Annotated in this window: 16 protein-coding genes and 2 tRNA genes; 12 read left to right on the plus strand and 6 right to left on the minus strand. The window is 66.0% G+C overall.

What is annotated here, in order from left to right:
* Positions 1-126: 126 nt before the first annotated feature.
* Entirely contained in the window at positions 127-1,014 is an 888-nt protein-coding gene (locus ACWDTD_RS13125) for a formylglycine-generating enzyme family protein (protein WP_449747532.1), read from the plus strand.
* 32 nt (positions 1,015-1,046) lie between these two features.
* Here ACWDTD_RS13125 and ACWDTD_RS13130 read toward each other — a convergent pair whose 3' ends face one another.
* Positions 1,047-1,484 (minus strand): single-stranded DNA-binding protein, encoded by a 438-nt coding sequence (locus ACWDTD_RS13130; RefSeq protein WP_449747533.1) that lies wholly within the window; start codon positions 1,482-1,484, stop codon positions 1,047-1,049.
* 157 nt (positions 1,485-1,641) lie between these two features.
* On the opposite strand from ACWDTD_RS13130, the gene ACWDTD_RS13135 reads away from it, so the two are divergent.
* The 3 genes from ACWDTD_RS13135 to ACWDTD_RS13145 all read left to right on the plus strand — a co-directional run bounded on the left by ACWDTD_RS13135 (position 1,642) and on the right by ACWDTD_RS13145 (position 4,226).
* Positions 1,642-1,715 (plus strand) — tRNA-Arg (locus ACWDTD_RS13135).
* 271 nt (positions 1,716-1,986) lie between these two features.
* Positions 1,987-2,373 carry a hypothetical protein gene (locus ACWDTD_RS13140; RefSeq protein WP_449747534.1) on the plus strand — a complete coding sequence of 129 codons (387 nt, stop codon included), beginning with the start codon at positions 1,987-1,989 and terminating at the stop codon, positions 2,371-2,373.
* Entirely contained in the window at positions 2,373-4,226 is a 1,854-nt protein-coding gene (locus tag ACWDTD_RS13145) for a WXG100 family type VII secretion target (protein ID WP_449747535.1), read from the plus strand. The genes ACWDTD_RS13140 and ACWDTD_RS13145 overlap by 1 nt, the downstream gene beginning before the upstream one ends.
* Here the strand turns inward: ACWDTD_RS13145 and ACWDTD_RS13150 are convergent.
* On the minus strand, positions 4,213-5,493 hold the full coding sequence (locus ACWDTD_RS13150; RefSeq protein WP_449747536.1) for a uracil-xanthine permease family protein: 1,281 nt from the start codon (positions 5,491-5,493) through the stop codon (positions 4,213-4,215). The genes ACWDTD_RS13145 and ACWDTD_RS13150 overlap by 14 nt on opposite strands.
* A 413-nt stretch (positions 5,494-5,906) precedes the next feature.
* On the opposite strand from ACWDTD_RS13150, the gene ACWDTD_RS13155 reads away from it, so the two are divergent.
* The 3 genes from ACWDTD_RS13155 to cmrA all read left to right on the plus strand — a co-directional run bounded on the left by ACWDTD_RS13155 (position 5,907) and on the right by cmrA (position 9,466).
* Positions 5,907-6,461 carry a PadR family transcriptional regulator gene (locus ACWDTD_RS13155; protein WP_449747537.1) on the plus strand — a complete coding sequence of 185 codons (555 nt, stop codon included), beginning with the start codon at positions 5,907-5,909 and terminating at the stop codon, positions 6,459-6,461.
* Positions 6,462-6,534: 73 nt separating this feature from the next.
* A complete protein-coding gene (locus ACWDTD_RS13160) occupies positions 6,535-8,613 on the plus strand; it encodes an oxidoreductase (RefSeq protein WP_449747538.1) in 2,079 nt (692 codons plus the stop codon).
* Between the two features lie 43 nt (positions 8,614-8,656).
* The gene (gene cmrA, locus ACWDTD_RS13165; RefSeq protein ID WP_449747539.1) at positions 8,657-9,466 is read left to right on the plus strand and encodes a mycolate reductase; all 810 of its coding nucleotides are present in this window, start codon (positions 8,657-8,659) and stop codon (positions 9,464-9,466) included.
* 15 nt (positions 9,467-9,481) lie between these two features.
* Here the strand turns inward: cmrA and ACWDTD_RS13170 are convergent, their stop codons facing one another.
* A complete protein-coding gene (locus ACWDTD_RS13170; RefSeq protein ID WP_449747540.1) occupies positions 9,482-11,029 on the minus strand; it encodes a helicase HerA-like domain-containing protein in 1,548 nt (515 codons plus the stop codon).
* Between the two features lie 45 nt (positions 11,030-11,074).
* Between ACWDTD_RS13170 and orn the strand changes: the two genes are divergently transcribed.
* From orn to ACWDTD_RS13185, 3 genes are all read left to right on the plus strand, one after another.
* Complete coding sequence (gene orn, locus ACWDTD_RS13175; protein ID WP_449747541.1) at positions 11,075-11,674, plus strand: oligoribonuclease; 600 nt, start codon at positions 11,075-11,077, stop codon at positions 11,672-11,674.
* 103 nt (positions 11,675-11,777) lie between these two features.
* Positions 11,778-11,850, plus strand: a tRNA-His gene (locus ACWDTD_RS13180).
* Between the two features lie 167 nt (positions 11,851-12,017).
* Positions 12,018-12,179, plus strand: a complete 162-nt coding sequence (locus ACWDTD_RS13185) for a hypothetical protein (RefSeq protein WP_449747542.1) — start codon at positions 12,018-12,020, stop codon at positions 12,177-12,179.
* Between the two features lie 3 nt (positions 12,180-12,182).
* Here ACWDTD_RS13185 and ACWDTD_RS13190 read toward each other — a convergent pair whose 3' ends face one another.
* A complete protein-coding gene (locus tag ACWDTD_RS13190) occupies positions 12,183-12,926 on the minus strand; it encodes an SDR family oxidoreductase (RefSeq protein ID WP_449747543.1) in 744 nt (247 codons plus the stop codon).
* A gap of 188 nt (positions 12,927-13,114) precedes the next feature.
* Between ACWDTD_RS13190 and ACWDTD_RS13195 the strand changes: the two genes are divergently transcribed.
* Positions 13,115-13,948: a helix-turn-helix transcriptional regulator gene (locus ACWDTD_RS13195; protein WP_449747544.1), complete on the plus strand. Its 834-nt coding sequence runs from the start codon at positions 13,115-13,117 to the stop codon at positions 13,946-13,948.
* A gap of 46 nt (positions 13,949-13,994) precedes the next feature.
* On the plus strand, positions 13,995-14,642 hold the full coding sequence (locus tag ACWDTD_RS13200) for a TetR/AcrR family transcriptional regulator (RefSeq protein ID WP_449747545.1): 648 nt from the start codon (positions 13,995-13,997) through the stop codon (positions 14,640-14,642).
* A gap of 20 nt (positions 14,643-14,662) precedes the next feature.
* On the opposite strand, the gene ACWDTD_RS13205 is transcribed toward ACWDTD_RS13200, so the two are convergent.
* Together ACWDTD_RS13205 and ACWDTD_RS13210 are read right to left on the minus strand one after the other, a co-directional pair.
* Positions 14,663-16,129 carry a DUF4185 domain-containing protein gene (locus ACWDTD_RS13205; RefSeq protein ID WP_449747575.1) on the minus strand — a complete coding sequence of 489 codons (1,467 nt, stop codon included), beginning with the start codon at positions 16,127-16,129 and terminating at the stop codon, positions 14,663-14,665.
* 108 nt (positions 16,130-16,237) lie between these two features.
* Positions 16,238-17,380: an acyl-CoA dehydrogenase family protein gene (locus ACWDTD_RS13210; protein WP_449747546.1), complete on the minus strand. Its 1,143-nt coding sequence runs from the start codon at positions 17,378-17,380 to the stop codon at positions 16,238-16,240.
* Positions 17,381-17,475 lie beyond the last annotated feature (95 nt).

The following is a 17,475-nucleotide window of genomic DNA, read 5'->3' on the forward strand; positions in this document are numbered from 1 at the left end:
AACGGTCTGACAGTCTAGTCGCCTCAACCGGGCACAACCGAAAGACCACCTCACGCTGCCGGGCAGACTGGACCGGTACAGCGCGCAACGCGACCGAACGAGACTGCCGGCCCGGAGGAGGAGTCGATGCCACTGACCGAACTTGTGCGGTTGTCGGCGGCCACATTCCGGATGGGATCGAACCGGTTCTACCCCGAGGAGCGGCCCGAGCACGATCGCGAGGTGGGTGCATTTGCCGTCGAACGCCATCCGGTGACCAACGCGCAGTTCGCCGCCTTCGTCTCCGACACCGGCTACGTGACCGTGGCCGAGCGCGCCATCGACCCGGCCGACTTCCCCGGAGCCGATCCCGCCGACCTCGTCCCCGGCGCGTTGGTGTTCACGCCGACCGATGGTCCGGTGGATCTGCGCGACTGGAGGCAATGGTGGCGGTGGCAGCCGGGGGCAAATTGGCGGCATCCGCGGGGACCGGGGTCGTCGCTCGCCGGGGTCGACGATCATCCGGTGGTGCAGATCGCGTACGCCGACGCCGTCGCCTACGCGAACTGGGCGGGCCGACGGTTGCCCACCGAGGTCGAGTGGGAGTATGCGGCCCGCGGGGGCGCCGACGGTCACGAATACGCCTGGGGCGACGAGCTGCATCCAGACGGAAAAGTGCTGGCCAACACATGGATCGGCGATTTCCCGTACCGCAACGAAGGATGGGGCTCCACGTCGCCGGTCGGATCGTATCCGCCCAACGGGTTCGGACTGGTCGACATGATCGGCAACGTGTGGGAGCGAACCTCGGACGTCTTCACACCGCGTCATGTCCCCCCGGACCTGACCACGGTCTCCCCCGACGGGCGTACCGATCTGCTCGCTCCCACCACGTCACCGCAAGTACTGCGGGTCACCAAAGGCGGATCGCATCTGTGTTCGCCGCAGTACTGCCGCCGCTACCGTCCGGCTGCGCGTTCGCCCCAGTCCGACGACTCGGCGACCTCGCACCTCGGCTTCCGCTGCGTGGTCTGAGCGCTCCCCTCCGGCGCTCGGACCCGTCGGCGTCACGCGGCAGCACCCCCGTCGACCGTGCCCGGATTCGCGTCGACCGTGCCCGGATTCGGGTCGACCGTGCCCACCCCGTCGGGTCCGCGGTACTCGACCACGCATCGCGCAAGATCGAGGCCTACCGACTCGGCAACCATCTCCAACTCCTGACGGTTCTCGCCGTCTGCGGTGGTGTAGGCATTCGTCCGGATCGGGCCGTGGACGATGACCGGCCGGCCCTTCTCGATCGCCCCCGACACGCCCGCAGCGAGCCGACGCCAGCAGCTGACCGTCAGATACAGCGTGTGGCCGTCGACCCACTCACCCGTGTTGCGGTCACGTCGACGGGCGTTGCTCACCATGCGGAAACTCACCACCTCGTCGCCTCCGGCGGTTCGGTTGTGCCGCGGCTCGGAGATCACCCTCCCGACGACGGTCGAATAGGTTTCATACATTCGCGGGTCCTCCTCCTCTGATGCCGCGTGAGTACGCGACCAGATCAGCATCACCCGAAATCGACGCGGCACACGACGCCCGCGATCGCCTGTGGATAACTCGATTCGACGGCTGCGGGCTATACTCGCCACGCTCGGCGGACTCACCGCCGGGCACGCCTCCGTAGCTCAGATGGATAGAGCAAGGGCCTTCTAATCCCTAGGTCGCAGGTTCGAATCCTGCCGGGGGCACTGTGATGGTTCGTCCGGCCGATGCCACACCCGGCGGAAGTTGGGTCGAATCGGAGAACTTGGGTGCTGCGGCACCCAAGTTCGCCGGCATCACCCAACTCCGTGGAACGCACGCGCGGTCATTCTCCTGCCTACCGGCGCGGTGTCGCGTGACCTGGCAGTGCGACGCGGCACGCGCCCTGTGGGAAACGGCGGAACCAGATGGCGATCGATGCGTCGGACTTACACCCGGCACCCCGCCCGGGGCCGTCATCCACGCATCGGAGATGTCATGTCGCCACCGCTACCGCTTCCGCTGTCGGGAGTGTTCCCGTTCCCCGTACTGCCCTTTGTGCCCGGTCCCACCCGACCCACCAACCCCCAGTTCAACACCGTGTTCGACGTCACCCCGTCCGAGCTCGATCAGGTGGTGCGCACGTGGCGTGAGCAGGGGCGAACTGTCGGATCACTGGAGTTCGCCGGGATGCGCGACGTGCACGGCGACGCCAGCGATGTGATGGCCGCGTTGCGTGGGTGCGCCACACCCGCGCACGACGCGACCACGTCCATTCGCGACCGCATCGACGACATGGCGACCGTGCTCTCCCACTTCGTCTCGAGCAGCGTCGACAGTGACACCGCCTCCGCGGGCCGCTTCGACCGGATGGCCGAACGCTGATGCGCCCCACCATCACACAGCTCCGCGACTGGGATACACACTCCATTTCCGGCGCCGGAGACACGGCGCAAACCGCTGCCAACACACTCGACAGCGCCCTGACGTCTGTCACCACGGCGATGGACCAGCCGGATACCTGGAAGGGCCAGACCCACAGCGCGGCGCAACTCAAGGTCACGCAGGAACACGATCACGCCGACGAGGTCCGCAATGTGCTCCAGCAGATCGCCGACGAAGCCAAGGATGCCGGCGCCGACCTCACGTTCGCTCGCGATTATGTTCTGCGCGAAGTGGATTCGGCCACACTCGCTGGATTCACCGTCTCCGACACGGGCACCGTGACCCACACCGACGCCGCCAAGAACGAGGACGCCGACACACTGGAGACGCGGATTCAGGCCGGCCTCGACACCATCGAGGAGTTCGATCGGCTCTACGGCGACCGCCTCGAGGCACTGCGCACCGACCTCGCCGCGATGATCAACGGCCAGCCCGACGTGACGCTCCCGGATGGGCGCAAGGCCGATCCCGACGACGTGGTCCGCATGCTGACGGGCATGACGCCCGACGAACGACGGGCATATCTCGAGCAACTCAGCGAGCAGGACCAGCGTCGGGTGATGCAAGCCGATCCCGACGCAATCGGGAATATGGACGGGGTGCCGTTCACGCTGCGCATCGACGCGAACGAGATCAACATCCGCAACGCGCTGCACGACGAGGAGAGCAAACACACGCCTGCGGGCGACCGACGTGCGGCGGTGTTGCGAGACATGTTGCGGCAGCGCAGCGATCCCCATCGCACGCCCCAGGCCGACCGTCCAGGCCAGATCCCTGGCACCGACAGCGCCGACGACCTTCTGGTGGAACGGACCTTCATCAGCTTCCGCAACACCACCAACGGACGGTGGGTGGAGATGATCGGCAGGATCGATCGCAACACCAAGAACGCTGCCGTCTACATCCCCGGCACGGGCACCAACCTCGACGGCAGTAACCAGAACTACGAGGCCGGCTGGAACCTCGCCCATTTGTCGGGCGCACCCGTGTTCGTCTTTGCCGACGGCGACTTGCCACAGAACATCGGGTGGGAAGAACCGCTGCGGCGGCTTGATCCGCGGTCATTCGGAGACCAGAGCGGCGAACAGCATGCGCTATCGGACTCCGCGTTCAACACGCGCTTCGCCCTCGACCTCGCACCGAAACTCGTCGCATTCGGCCACGAACTCGACACCGAGCTGGACGAGAACGCGCCCGACGCGAAAACCACCTACATCGGTCATTCGTACGGCGGATCGGCGTTGGGCACGGCCGAGCAACTCGGGTTGCGAGCCGACCGCGTGGTGTACGCATCGTCGGCGGGTACCGGCATCTTTGACGCCCCCTGGAACGACGCCAACCCGCACGTCGAGCGGTACTCGCTGACGCCTCCCGGCGACATCATCCAGGGCGTGCAGTCATTTCCCTACAACCCGCACGGGGGCGATCCCGACAACACACCCGGGGTCACCCGGCTCGACACCGGGTTCTACAGCGGCGAGTCGCCCGAACACCGCGGACTCGTGGCCGGCGCCGGCTCGCACGGTGAGTACTTCAACGACCGCAACTCCACCGCATTCCGGAATATCGTCGAGGTCATCCAGGGCGATCGGCCGACACCGTATGTCCATCGGATCAGCGACGACCCGGTGACGGTCAACGGCGGTCGGTTCGTCAGGGATCACCTCACCCCGGAGCAGTTGGGGAAAACCGCCGAGGAACTCGCCAAGGAGGCAGCCGAACAGTTGCGTGATCAACTGCTACGTCGGAGATATCCCTTTCCCATCCCCGACCTGCCACTCAGCCTTCCCTGACCCCCGCGGTACCGCGCCACCCGCCGATCAGCCGGATCGAGTGGTAGATGAGCAACGCCGCGATGGCACCGAGCGCGATACCGCCGAAGCTGAGATCGCCGATGGTCCAGGAGAAGTCGGCGATACCGATCACCAGCGGTATCGCCGCGGTGAACTGGTTGATCGGCTTGGCGAAGTCGACGCGATTGGTCACCCAGATGTGCACGCCGATGATGCCGACCAGACCGTACAGCGCGGTGGTCACCCCACCGAGCACGCCCGCGGGCACCGCCGCGATCACCGCACCGACCTTCGGACACAGCCCGAGCAGGATCGCGGCCAGCGCAGCAACCCAGTAGGCGGCGGTGGAGTAGACCTTGGTGGCCGCCATCACGCCGATGTTCTCGGCGTAGGTGGTGGTCGCCGACCCGCCGCCGCTACCGGCGAGCGTGGTGGCGATGCCATCGGCGGCCAGCGCGCGACCGATACGCCTGTCGTAGTCGACGCCGGTCATCATGCTCACCGATTTCACGTGCCCGATGTTCTCCACCAGCAGCACCAACACCACCGGGAGAAACGTCGGGATCACCGACAGATGAAACGACGGCGCGTGAAAGGTGGGCAGCCCCACCCAGCCCGCCGAGCCGATCGCGCTGGTGTCCACGTCGCCCAACGCGAGCGCCAGCAGATAGCCCACGACGACACTGAACACGATGGCCAGACGGCCGAGCAGGCCACGGAACAGCGCAATCGAGAGAACGAGGAGCACCAGCACCACGGTCGCGATCACCGGCTGCTTCTCGAAGTTCGTCTTGGCCGTCGGAGCGAGGTTGAGTCCGATCAGCGCGACGATCGTGCCGGTGACGATGGGCGGCATCAGCGCCTCGATCCACCCGATACCGGCAAAGTGCACGATCACGCCGATCACGACGAGCAGTGCGCCCACCACCACGATGCCGCCCAGCGCCGAGGACATGCCGTGCGACGCGGTGGCGGCCAGAACCGGAGCGATGATCGCAAAACTGGAACCGAGGTAGCTCGGTAACCGGTTGCCGGTGATGATCAGGAACAACACCGTGCCGATGCCGGAGAACAGCAGCGTCGTGGCGGGCGGGAACCCGGTCAGCACCGGAACGAGGAAAGTGGCGCCGAACATCGCGACCACGTGCTGCAACCCGATCCCTATGGTCTTCGGCCACGACAGCCGCTCGCCGGGTCCGATCACCGTGTTCTCGCCGACCAAGGTCCACGACAGCGGACCGCGAGGCTTCTCGACTGGTGTTCCCATCACCACAGTGTGCGATACGTCGGCCGCTCGCGCGTGCCGCCGACCCGGGTTGCGACCTCACCGGACGATCGAAACCTTTTCTCGGCCTGAACCTTTGCGCTGACAGGCAGCACGCAGATTCAGTCCAGCCGCCACCAAGGTGCGGTCCCTAGCGTTCATCGTGTCGGCAACGAGGTCGGCCATCACCGAAGGAGACTCAGATGCAACCCGGACAGCAGCCGAACGGCCAGCAAGGGCCCAAGCCACCCCAGGGACCTGCACAGCCGCCCCGCCTGCGCCGCCGCCGGCGTGTCTGGAATCCCCGCCTGCGGCGATGGGAATGGGGCTGGAGCTACTGACCAGCACCTCCGAGAACCCGACAACGCACTATGCACACTGTTGCATAGTGCGTGGTTGCATTGTACGTTTCGGTGGTGGCTTTGGAGCACGCGATCATGGTCTCGTTGTCGGAACGTCCCGGCACCGGTTATGAGATCGGCCGTCAGTTCGACAGGTCCATCGGCTACTTCTGGTCGGCTACCCATCAGCAGATCTATCGCACCCTCGGGAAACTGCACGCCGACGGCTTGGTGAGCTACGAGCCGGTCGCTCAGGAGGGCAGACCCGACAAGAAGGTCTACACACTGTCCGCCGCCGGTCGCGACGCACTGCGTCACTGGGTCAACTCCCCCACCCCGATTCAGCAATTGCGCGACGACCTCGGGGTCAAGATCCGCGCCGCGGCGCTCGGCGATCTCCCCGACCTCATCACCGAGATGCGCCGACACCGCGACCTCCATCGCGCCCGCCTGGACCTGTATCGATCCTTCGAGCGGGACGACTTTCCCGATCCCGAGGCGCTGACCGGTCGCCGCCTGCACCGCTACCTCGTGTTGCGCGGTGGAGTCCGCATCGAACAAGGCTTCATCGACTGGTGCGACGAGGTCATCGCCGCCCTGACCGGCGAACTCCAGACAGGCACGAGCTGAACAGACCACAGCGACCTCACGGATCGCTGCGACACCCCGACCACCAACCCTTCGATCAGCAAGGAGTGCCCCGATGCCAGCCCCATCCGCGCATTCGCCTTCGGCACAACCCAATCCGCACTACCCCCACATCTTCGAGCCGCTGCGGATCGGCGGGATGACGCTGCCGAATCGACTCGTGATGGGGTCGATGCACACCGGTCTCGAAGACAGGATCTGGGACACCGACAAACTTGCCGCGTACTACGCCGAGCGCGCCCGCGGCGGTGTCGGGCTGATCGTGACCGGCGGCTTCGCACCCAGCCGCAGCGGTCTACTCCTGCCCTTCGCGGGCAAGATGACCAATCTCGTCGACGTGAAACGCCATCAGCGCATCACCCGTTCGGTCCACCGGGCGCACGGCAGGATCGCCCTGCAACTCCTGCACGCCGGGCGCTACGGCTATACGCCGATCAAGGTGGCCCCGGGAAGCGCCCCCTCACCGATCCACCCGTTCAAACACCTGCGGATGACCGAACCCGTCATCCGGCACGTCATCGCCTCCTATGGTCGTGCGGCACACCTTGCACGCCGCGCGGGCTACGACGCGATCGAGATCATGGGCGGGGAGGGCTATCTGATCAATCAGTTCCTCTGCCCACACACCAACGACCGCACCGACCGTTGGGGTGGCAGCACCGAGAACCGGCAGCGATTCCTCGTCGAGGTGATCACCGAGATCCGCCGCCGGGTGCCTCGCGACTACCCCGTGATCCTGCGTCAGTCGATCGCCGATTTCGTCAAGGACGGCCAGACCTTTGACGAGATCGCACTGATGGCCCGCAAGGCCGAAGAACTCGGTGTGAACGCCATCAACACCGACATCGGCTGGCACGAGGCCACGATCCCCACCATCGTCACATCGGTACCGCGCGGCGCGTTCGTCAAGTTCACCGAACGACTGCGCGACGAGGTGTCGATACCGCTGATCGCCAGCAACCGCATCAACACCCCGGAACTCGCCGAGACGATCCTGCAACGTGGTCGGGTGGACGCCATCTCGATGGCCCGACCGCTGCTCTCCGACCCCGATTTCGCCGCCAAGGCGCAAACCGGGCGGGCCGACGAGATCAACACGTGCATCGGCTGCAATCAGGCCTGCCTCGACCATGCCTTCGTCGGGAAGAAGGTCTCGTGCCTGCTCAATCCGCGGGCCGGTCGCGAAACCACCCTCACCCTCGGTGCGACCCGCCGTGCGCGCTCCGTGGCGGTGGTGGGCGCCGGTCCGGCGGGACTGTCGGCGGCGGTGGCCGCGGCGCAACGCGGGCATCGGGTGGACCTCTACGAGGCAGGCCCGAGCATCGGCGGCCAATTCTCCATCGCGGCAAGGATTCCCGGCAAGGAGGAGTTCGCCGAGACGCTGCGCTACTACACCCGCCAGCTCGAGATCCACGGCGTGCGCGTGCACCCCGACACCCGGGTCGATGCGGCGACACTCGTCGACGCAGGCTACGACGACGTGGTCATCGCCACCGGCGTGGCCCCCCGCATTCCGGTGATCCCCGGGATCGAACACCCGATGGTCATGACCTACGCCGACGCCGTGCTCGGTCGCCGCGAGATCGGCAAGCGGGTCGCGGTGATCGGCGCGGGCGGCATCGGCTTCGACGTCACCGAATTCCTCACCGTCGACGAGTCGCCGACCCTGAATCTCAAAGAATGGGAACAGGAATGGGGTGTCAGCGAGGATCTGGACAAGCCCGGTTTCGTCACCAAGCCGCGACCGCTCCCACCGGTGCGCGAGGTCTACCTCGTGCAACGCAAGCCCGGCGGGCAGGGTAAGGGTCTGGGCAAGACGACCGGCTGGGTGCACCGGGCCAGCGTGAAGATGAAGGGCGTCCACCAGATCTCGGGCGCCACCTACGATCTGATCGACGACCGCGGGCTACATCTGAGCTTCCACGACGCCGACGGTGCGGTCACCGAGACGCGACTCCTCGAGGTCGACAACATCGTGCTGTGCGCGGGGCAGGAGTCGGTGCGCGACCTCGTCGATCCGCTGACCCTGGCCGGAGTGCGGACCCATGTCATCGGCGGCGCCGACCTCGCCGCCGAGTTGGATGCGAAACGCGCGATCAGGCAGGGCACCGAGGTGGCCGCCGGCCTCGTCTGACGGCACGGCGGGCGGGCTCGGCTCCCGGTTTACGATGTCTGGCATGGCAGTTCCCGCACCGTCGCCCTCTGCCCGTGCCGTGGTCACGGGCGCCTCCTCCGGCATCGGCATGGCCCTGGCCACAGAACTCGCCCGGCGCGGTCACTCGCTGGTCCTGGTGGCACGGCGCGGCGAGATCCTCGAGGATCTCGCCGCCGATCTGCGTACCGCACATCAGGTCACCGCGGAGGTGCGGCCCACCGACCTCTCCGACCTGACGGCGGTGGCGGTCCTTGCCGCCGAACTGGAATCGCGCGAGATCTCGATCCTGTGCAACAACGCGGGCATCGCGACCTTCGGCCCCGTCGCCGACCTCGATGCCGACTACGAACGCGCTCAGGTGAGACTGAACGTCAACGCCGTGCACGACCTGACGCTGGCCGTGTTGCCGCAGATGGTGGCGCGCGGCTCGGGCGGCATCCTCATGGTCGGTTCGGCCGCGGGCAACATGCCGATCCCCCACAACGCCACGTACGCCGCCACCAAGGCGTTCGTCAACACCTTCAGCGAGTCGCTCCGCGGCGAGGTCGGCGGGCAGGGCGTGCACGTCACGCTGCTCGCCCCGGGTCCGGTCCGCACCGGGACGCCGTCGGCCGAGGACGCCTCGGTGGTGGACAGGATGGTTCCCGGATTTCTGTGGCACGACAGCGACAAGGTTGCACAGATGAGCCTGGATGCGTTGCAGCACAACAAGATGCGCGTGGTTCCGGGTCCGCTGTCGAAGGCCATGTCGGTGGCCGGTGGGTACACCCCGCGCGCGGTGCTCGCACCCATCGTCGGCACCTTCTACCGGAAGCTGGGTGAAGGCTCGTAAGACGAGCGCCTCTACTCAGCGGCGCCGGCGGCCGGTGCCGAACATCGCCCGGCTGAACTGGCGGCCCGCCTCACCCGCCGCGTTCCGCAGGAATCGCTGCATGGGTTCGCTCGTCAGGATCTCGGTCACCATGCCCGGCTCTTCGGGCGGGGGCGGCGGTGTGGGTGCCGGCATCGGCGGGGGCGGCGCGTCGGGGGACTCCTGAGGTGCGAGCGTTTTCTCGATGAGCTTTTCGTAGGCCGATTCACGATCGATCCGCTCGCCGTACTTGCGGTAGAGGTCACTGCCTCTTGCGTGGTCAGTGATGTCGGCCGACGGAACGGCGTCCATCGACGACCGGGGCGCACGCACCAGCGTCCAGGCCACCGGGGTGGGCGCCCCCTTCTCGGAGAGCACGGTCACGATGGCCTCACCGGTACCCAGCGAGGTGAGGGCCTGGTCGAGCTTGTAGACGTCGGAGACCGGATAGGTTTTGACCGTCTTGGTCAGCGCCTTCTGGTCGTTGGGGGTGAAGGCGCGCAGGGCATGCTGGATGCGCGCGCCGAGCTGGGAGAGCACCTCGTCGGGGATGTCGGTCGGCAGCTGCGAGCAGAAGAACACCCCGACGCCCTTCGACCGGATCAACTTCACCGTCTGCACCACCTGGGCGACGAACGCCTTGGAGGCGTCGTTGAACAGCAGATGCGATTCGTCGAAGATGAACACCAGTTTCGGCTTGTCGACGTCGCCCACCTCGGGGAGGAACTGGAACAGGTCGGCGAGAATCCACATCAGGAACGTCGAGAACAGCACCGGATTGGCCGCCTGTGCGCCGAGTTCGAACAGTGTCACGATGCCCCTGCCGTCGGAGGCCAACCGCAACAGGTCGGCGGGGTCGAGTTCGGGTTCACCGAAGAAGGTGTCGCCGCCGGCGGCGGAGAGATTCGTCACGGCGCGCAGGATGACCCCGGCGGTCTGTGTCGACACCCCGCCGATGCCCTTGAGTTCGGGTTTTCCCTCGTCGCCGGTCAGGTAGGTGATCACCTGGCGCAGATCCTTGAGGTCGAGGAGCGCGTACCCCTTGGAATCGGCCCAGTGGAAGATCAGCCCCAGCGTCGACTCCTGGGTGTCGTTGAGTCCGAGCACCTTACTGAGCAGGATCGGGCCGAACGAGGTGATCGTGGCCCGGACCGGGACCCCGATCCCGCCGTCGCCGAGCGACACGAATTCGACCGGAAACGCGGTGGGCGCCCAGTCGTCGCCGGTCTGCTGCGCGCGCGAGGTGATCTTGTCGTTGACCTCACCCGGACGGCTGATCCCCGACACGTCACCCTTGATGTCGGCCATCACCACCGGTACACCGTTGGCCGAGAGCTGTTCGGCGATCAGCTGCAGGGTCTTGGTCTTACCGGTACCTGTGGCCCCGGCGACCAATCCGTGGCGATTCATCATCGCGAGCGGAATCCGCACCTTGGCCGATGGATCGACCTGACCATCCACCGAGACGGTGCCCAATTCCAGTGACGGTGTTGTGAACTCATAGCCGGCGGCAATCGTCGCAGCGGCATCCTTGGGATCTGTCACAGAGCAGAGAATAGTCCCACGTCACCCGTTGGCTAAGGTTGACGGGTGCAAGACAAACTGGTGTGGATCGACTGCGAGATGACCGGACTCGATCTCGACAAGGACAAGCTGATCGAGATCGCGGCGCTGGTCACCGACGGTGACCTGAACATCCTCGGCGACGGCGTCGACGTGGTGATCCATGCCGATGACGACGCCTTGGACTCCATGCCCGATGTGGTGACCAAGATGCACGCCGACTCTGGCCTGACCGAGGAGGTCCGCCGGTCGACGGTCACGGTGGCCGAAGCGGAGAAGATGGTGCTCGACTACATCCGTGCGCACGTCACCACTCCGGGCGCGGTACCCCTCGCGGGGAACTCGATCGCCACCGACCGCGGTTTCATCGCCCGCGACATGCCCGAACTCGATACCTATCTGCACTATCGGATGGTCGACGTCAGTTCCATCAAGGAGTTGTGTCGCCGCTGGTATCCGCGCATCTACTTCAACCAGCCGGAGAAGGGCCTCTCACACCGCGCGCTCGCCGACATCCGTGAGTCGATTCGCGAACTCCGTTATTACCGGGCCGCCGCGTTCGTCGCCTCCCCCGGCCCCGACGTCGACGCGCTCGGCAAGATCGTCGAAGAGCTCGGACCCGCCTGACCCGCCGGTCAGACAATCGATTGGAGTTCGACGGTCCAGACCGGCTAGAGTATGTCCTTGGCTCGCGAGCCCGGTGAACAACCCCGGGTTTTCGACGCCGATGGTGAGCGTAGTTCAGTTGGTAGAGCACCAGGTTGTGATCCTGGCTGTCGCGGGTTCGAGTCCCGTCGCTCACCCCGAGAGGGAAATGGTGCCCCACCTGCGAAAAGCAGGTGGGGCACCATCCGTTTGAGCCGTCGAGTTTCCTCCCCATCCGGCGACTTGCCCTCTCGCTGTAGCCGCGACCGTGGACTCGCTCGTGCAGAAAACTGCTGTTCACCTTGATGCTCTACTATCTGCAGCCGTGCTCGAAGAACTCAACAAGGCAGCCAAGAAAGTGGATCTTCACGTGGCGCCGGGTAAGAAGAAGGGCCAGTATTCGGTCCGTAAGTCGAAGTCCGGCAAACTCGTCGCAAAGAACGTGGATGCGGACGAGGTCAAGAAGATCATCAAGGACCGCAAGTAACAGTCATCCGAGGTGCGCGAGAGTGCCCATCAGCTCGTCGTGATCGCCGGAGACCTCGGAGTATCGCAGCGGCTTGACGCGTTCGACGAGGATTTCCCGGTCGGCCGACGGCAGCAGCGACATGACCTCGTCGAGGAAGTCGTCGAGCGGCATCGCCCATTGCGCCTCGGCCTGACCCGGCATCAGGTGGGTCTGTACGGCCGGGGGCACCAGTTCGAGAACGGTGACGCCGCTCCCCGACAGCTGCATGCGCAGACTCTCGGTGAACGTGTGGATCGCCGCCTTGGTGGCGCAGTAGGTCGGGGTGCCGGCCATCGGTGTGAACGCCAGACCCGACGACACCGTGATGATCGTCGCCTCCGGCGTGGCGGCGAGATGTTCGGTGAAGGCCGCGATCAGTCGCAGCGGCCCCAGGATGTTGGTCTCGACCTCCGCGACCGCCGTATCGAGGAAGCCCGGGTCGGTGAGGTCCTCACCGCGCATGATCCCTGCCATCGCGATCAGCACGTTGACCTCCGGAAACCGCTCGATCACCGAGCGACTCACCCGCGCCACGTCCTCGGCGTCGGTGGTGTCGATGCGGACCGTCTCGAGTCCCGGGTTCTCTTCTGCGATCTGACCGAGCAACTCCGCACGCCGACCACCGACGATGACCGTGTTGCCCTGCGCGTGCAGTCTCCGGGCCAGGCCGAGTCCGATGCCCGACGTCGCACCCGGGATGAAGATGGTGTTCCCGCTCATGTTCATGATGTTCTCCCTGTGTCGGCTGACTTCTGTCTGTGTTTCCAGTAGACGGCCGCGGCGCGGCGTCTACCAGGCAGTCCTTATCCACGGACCGGCGATCCCTGGTTCGTGCGGACAACATCGGCCACAGTGGAGGCCATGACACCCCACACATCGCGGCCAGTGCTGTTGTCGCTCTCCAGTAGCTGCCGGTGAGGGCGGACCGATCCGGGCTCGCCGACTTTCTCCGCAGACGTCGCGAGGCACTGCAGCCCGCGGACGTCGGGTTGCCCGCCGGAGCGCGCCGGAGAACCAGCGGGCTGCGACGCGAGGAAGTGGCGATGCTGGCCGGGATGTCGACCGACTACTACAGTCGGCTCGAACAACAGCGCGGACCGCATCCGTCCGAGTCGATGCTGGCGGCGATCGCGCAGGCGCTGCATCTGGGCCTCGACGAACGTGATCACCTCTTCCGGCTGGCCGGTCAGAACACTCCCGACCGCAAGGGCCGCGACGACCATGTCAGCCCCGGCATGATGCGTATCCTCGACCGGCTGCGCGACACCCCGGCGATGGTCGTCAACGGTGCGGGCGAAACCCTCATGCAAACGCCCATGGCCGTCGCCCTCGTCGGTGACGAACTCTCGCTGACGGGTCTGCGGCGCAGCATCGCCTACCGCTGGTTCACCGAGGAGACCACGCGCGCCAGGTTCCTCCCCGAGGATCACGACCTGCACTCGCGGGCCCACACCTCGCGCCTGCGTGCCGCCGCCACCCGCGACGGCCAAGGGTCACGGGCCGCCGAGATCGCCGAGGCGCTGATGACTCGAAGCGAGGAGTTCAGGCGGCTGTGGCTGCGCCACGACGTCGCCACGGCCCTCACCGACACCGAGAAACGGATCCTGCACCCCGAGTTGGGTGTCATCGAGGTGCAATGCCAGCTGCTGCAGGATCCGGCGTCGGCTCACTCGCTGCTGGTGTACACCGCCGTGCCGGGCACCGACAGCCACGAGAAGCTCGCACTGCTCAGCGCCGTCGCCCAATAGCTTCCCGGGTACCCTTGGGAGACAGGCGAGATCGATGAAAGGGCCCATGAGCAGAATGCCGGTGGCAGACCGCCGCCAATTCCTCCTCGACGCCGCGTTCACCGTGATCGCGCACAACGGCGTCGATGGTGCCACCACCCGGGCCATCTGCGCTGAGGCCGGGATGACCCTGTCGACGTTTCACTACGTGTTCGAGTCGCGCGACGCGTTGCTCGCAGCTCTCGTCGAGTACGGCATCGCTCGTGAGTTCGATTCCGTGAGTGCCGCTTTCGACGTCGCCGGTCACGACGACGCACACGGACTCGACGGTGTCGAAAGGATCCTGCGAACCTCGTTCGCCGGCTACATCGACGGGATCGCCGCCGACCCCGAACGCACGCAGGCCCTGATCTCGCTGAACCAATACGCCCGGCAAACCACGGGTCTGGCCCGGCTCGGTGCGGAGATGTACTACCGCTACTACGAGGGGATCGCCGAGGCACTTGCGCTCGCCGCAGCGCAATGCGAGGTTCAATGGCAGTCGCCGGTCGAAGAACTCTCACCGCTCATCGTGGCTGCGGTCGACGGAATCACCCTGTCGTACTTGAATATCCGGAATCGTGCGATCTGCGACAGGATCGCGCAGGCAACCGTGGGGCTCCTGCTGGCGAATGCCACCGAAACTGCTTCGCCACCCGAACTCGACGGGACGTGAACCCCTGCGGGGCTGAGGTCTCAGTACAGGCGGACGTGCATCAGTGACACGTTGTACTGCGCCCACGTGGACATCGTGAAATAGAGGTCACGGTCGGTCGACCACGGGTGCAGGAATCCACCGTAGAGCTGGTTGTAGCGACCCGACTGGGCCAATTCGGCCGGTTCGGACCACAGTCCCTGCGGCGAACGCGCCGTGCGTAACACGATCGCACCGCGAAGCGAGTCCAGGTAGCTCAGCTGCCAGAGTTTCGAGGCCTCGTCGTAGCGCGCCGACAGTTCGCCGGTCGGACCGGCGAAGAGCACGGAGGCCGCATTGCCGTCGCGCGCCGGCACCCACTGTCCGTCCCGCCAGTACTGATAGGCCGTCTTGTTCAGCACGTCCGCCTTGGGCACCCGGGCCAGACCGACGGAGCCGATCCGCGAGTTGGGGGTTCCGAACATGTACACGTAGTCACCCTGCGGGACCATCGACGACACCTGGAATTGGCTGGTGCCGAAGAGGTTGTCCCATCGCGCCCAGGGGTCCTTGGTCCACGTCGAACCGCCGTCGTCGGAGTAGGCCAGGCCGCCGTAGTTGGTCAGCCATACCCCGGGGATCGGACCCCAGGTGCGCACCGACATGTAGCTCATGTACTGGCGGTCGCCGATCGCGAAACCCGAGGTGGGGATGGTCGTCATCTCGTATCGCTCGACGTGCCGTGCCGAGAGCACCTCCGCGGCGTGACACCGGCTGTCCTGCACCATCGTGTCGATGGACAGGCCGTCGGAAAGCTTCTTGTCGGAGCTGAATCCCAGCACATTGCTGCGCCAGTCGCCGCCGTTTGCGCCCGGCGGACGGAAGTTGCGGCCAAAACTGTCGCCGAAGGCGATGGCGATCTGACCGGGTTTGGATTCCCACATGATGCCCAGGTCGGTGCCTTGGACCTGCCAGCGTTTGTCGGTCCGGCTCGTCGATCCCCGTCCGGTGACGGTCGACACCCAGGACACGGGCCCCACCCGCGGCGGCGCTGGTTTCGCCGAGACCGGTCCCGGATCGATGCCCGGTGTCGCCGCGGGCGGCGGTGGCGGAATCGGGGCGGGATTCGGGTTGGGAACCGGCACCGGGATCACGATCGGACTCGGATCGAAGGTGATCTTCGGGAACTCGATGCTCAACGCGGGTCCGCCGGCACCGGGCTTCGGCTTGGGCGGATCGGTCAGGTCGGGACACGGATCGGTGCACGGATTCTTCGGCGGCAACTCCGACGGAATCCGTACCGGCGGCTTGGGCGCCGACTCGGGCTCGGGTACCGGAACGATCTTGGGATACGGCAGCGGAATGCCGATCCGGTCGGGCACCGTGGGGATGAGGTCCCGCGGGTCGACCGGACCCGGCTTGAGGCGGGGCGCACCGTCAGCGATACACCCCGAACTGGGCAGGTCGTCGGCGGACGGTGCGGCGTGCGCCGGCCCGACGAGCGCCACGGAACCGGCGATCAGCAGCATGGTGACCGCAACGGCGGGGACTACGCTGCCCAGTCTGCGGCTACCCACGATCTGCTCCTCGGTGATCTCCATGCCCGTCGGCACGATCACAAGGAATGTACCGAACCCTCACAGGGAACGGGCAATGATCTCCTTCATGATCTCGTTGGTCCCGGCGTAGATCTTCTGCACGCGGTTGTCCGCCCACATCCGCGCGATCGGATACTCGTTCATGTAGCCGTACCCGCCGAAGAGTTGCAGGCACTCGTCGGCGACGACCATCGCGCGGTCGCTGGTCCACCACTTGGCCATGGCCACCGTCGGGATGTCGAGTTCGCCTTTGAGGTGTTTGGTGAGGCAGTCGTCGACGAAGACCCGCGCGATGCGGGTTTCGGTGGCGGCCTCGGCGAGTTTGAATTTGGTGTTCTGGAACGCGAAGATCGGCCGGCCGAAGGCTTCGCGCTCCTTGGTGTAAGCGATCGTCTGCGCCAGTGCGGTCTCCATCCCCGCCACCGAGGCCACCGCGATGATCAGCCGTTCCTGCGGGAGTTGCTGCATGAGCTGGATGAAGCCCTGCCCCTCCTCGGCGCCGAGGAGGTTCGTCACGGGTACCCGCACACCGTCGAAGAACAGTTCCGAGGTGTCCTGACCGCGCTGACCGACCTTGTCGAGCACCCGTCCACGACGGAATCCCGGGCGGTCGGCTTCGACGAGCACCAGCGAGATGCCCTTGGCGCCTTCGCTGACATCGGTCTTCGCCACGACGATGATGAGATCGGCCTGGCCGCCGTTGGTGATGAAGGTTTTCGAGCCGTCGATCACGTACTCGTCACCCTCGCGGATCGCCTTGGTCTTGACGCTTTGCAGATCCGAACCCGTGCCCGGTTCGGTCATGGCGATGGCGCCGACCACCTCACCCGAGGCCATCTTGGGCAGCCAGGTGTTCTTCTGCTCCTCCGACCCGTAGGCGAGCAGGTAGTGGGCGATGATCCCGTTGTGCAGGCTGGCGCCCCACGACGAATCGGCGATACGCGCCTGCTCCTCGATCAGTACCGCCTCGTGCGCGAAGGTACCGCCCCCGCCCCCGTACTCCTCCGGGATCGACATGCACAGCAGCCCGAGGTCGCCGGCCTTGGTCCACAGGTCACGGTCGACGTGGTGCTGCGCGATGAACTTCTCGGTGTTGGGCGCGATCTCCTTCTCGCAGAAACTGCGGGCGAGATCACGCAGGGCCGTCAGTTCGTCGGTTTCCCAGGAAGGTCGCTCGGCCATGAATCACACACCTTGATCGTCGTGGAGATCTGAATCACTGGCGATCGTAACAGTGGCCGGTGACATGATCCCGGCGGCGGCAGCGTGGGCATCGC

The sequence above is a fragment of the Gordonia sp. NPDC003425 genome (assembly GCF_053588635.1).

Bases quoted from the DNA above. Each gene is read 5' to 3' on its own strand.
- ACWDTD_RS13125 (WP_449747532.1), top strand. From the start codon at position 127: ATGCCACTGACCGAACTTGTGCGGTTGTCGGCGGCCACATTCCGGATG.
- ACWDTD_RS13130 (WP_449747533.1), bottom strand. From the start codon at position 1,484: ATGTATGAAACCTATTCGACCGTCGTCGGGAGGGTGATCTCCGAGCCG.
- ACWDTD_RS13140 (WP_449747534.1), top strand. From the start codon at position 1,987: ATGTCGCCACCGCTACCGCTTCCGCTGTCGGGAGTGTTCCCGTTCCCC.
- ACWDTD_RS13145 (WP_449747535.1), top strand. From the start codon at position 2,373: ATGCGCCCCACCATCACACAGCTCCGCGACTGGGATACACACTCCATT.
- ACWDTD_RS13150 (WP_449747536.1), bottom strand. From the start codon at position 5,493: ATGGGAACACCAGTCGAGAAGCCTCGCGGTCCGCTGTCGTGGACCTTG.
- ACWDTD_RS13160 (WP_449747538.1), top strand. From the start codon at position 6,535: ATGCCAGCCCCATCCGCGCATTCGCCTTCGGCACAACCCAATCCGCAC.
- cmrA (WP_449747539.1), top strand. From the start codon at position 8,657: ATGGCAGTTCCCGCACCGTCGCCCTCTGCCCGTGCCGTGGTCACGGGC.
- ACWDTD_RS13190 (WP_449747543.1), bottom strand. From the start codon at position 12,926: ATGAACATGAGCGGGAACACCATCTTCATCCCGGGTGCGACGTCGGGC.
- ACWDTD_RS13200 (WP_449747545.1), top strand. From the start codon at position 13,995: ATGAGCAGAATGCCGGTGGCAGACCGCCGCCAATTCCTCCTCGACGCC.
- ACWDTD_RS13205 (WP_449747575.1), bottom strand. From the start codon at position 16,129: ATGCTGCTGATCGCCGGTTCCGTGGCGCTCGTCGGGCCGGCGCACGCC.
- ACWDTD_RS13210 (WP_449747546.1), bottom strand. From the start codon at position 17,380: ATGGCCGAGCGACCTTCCTGGGAAACCGACGAACTGACGGCCCTGCGT.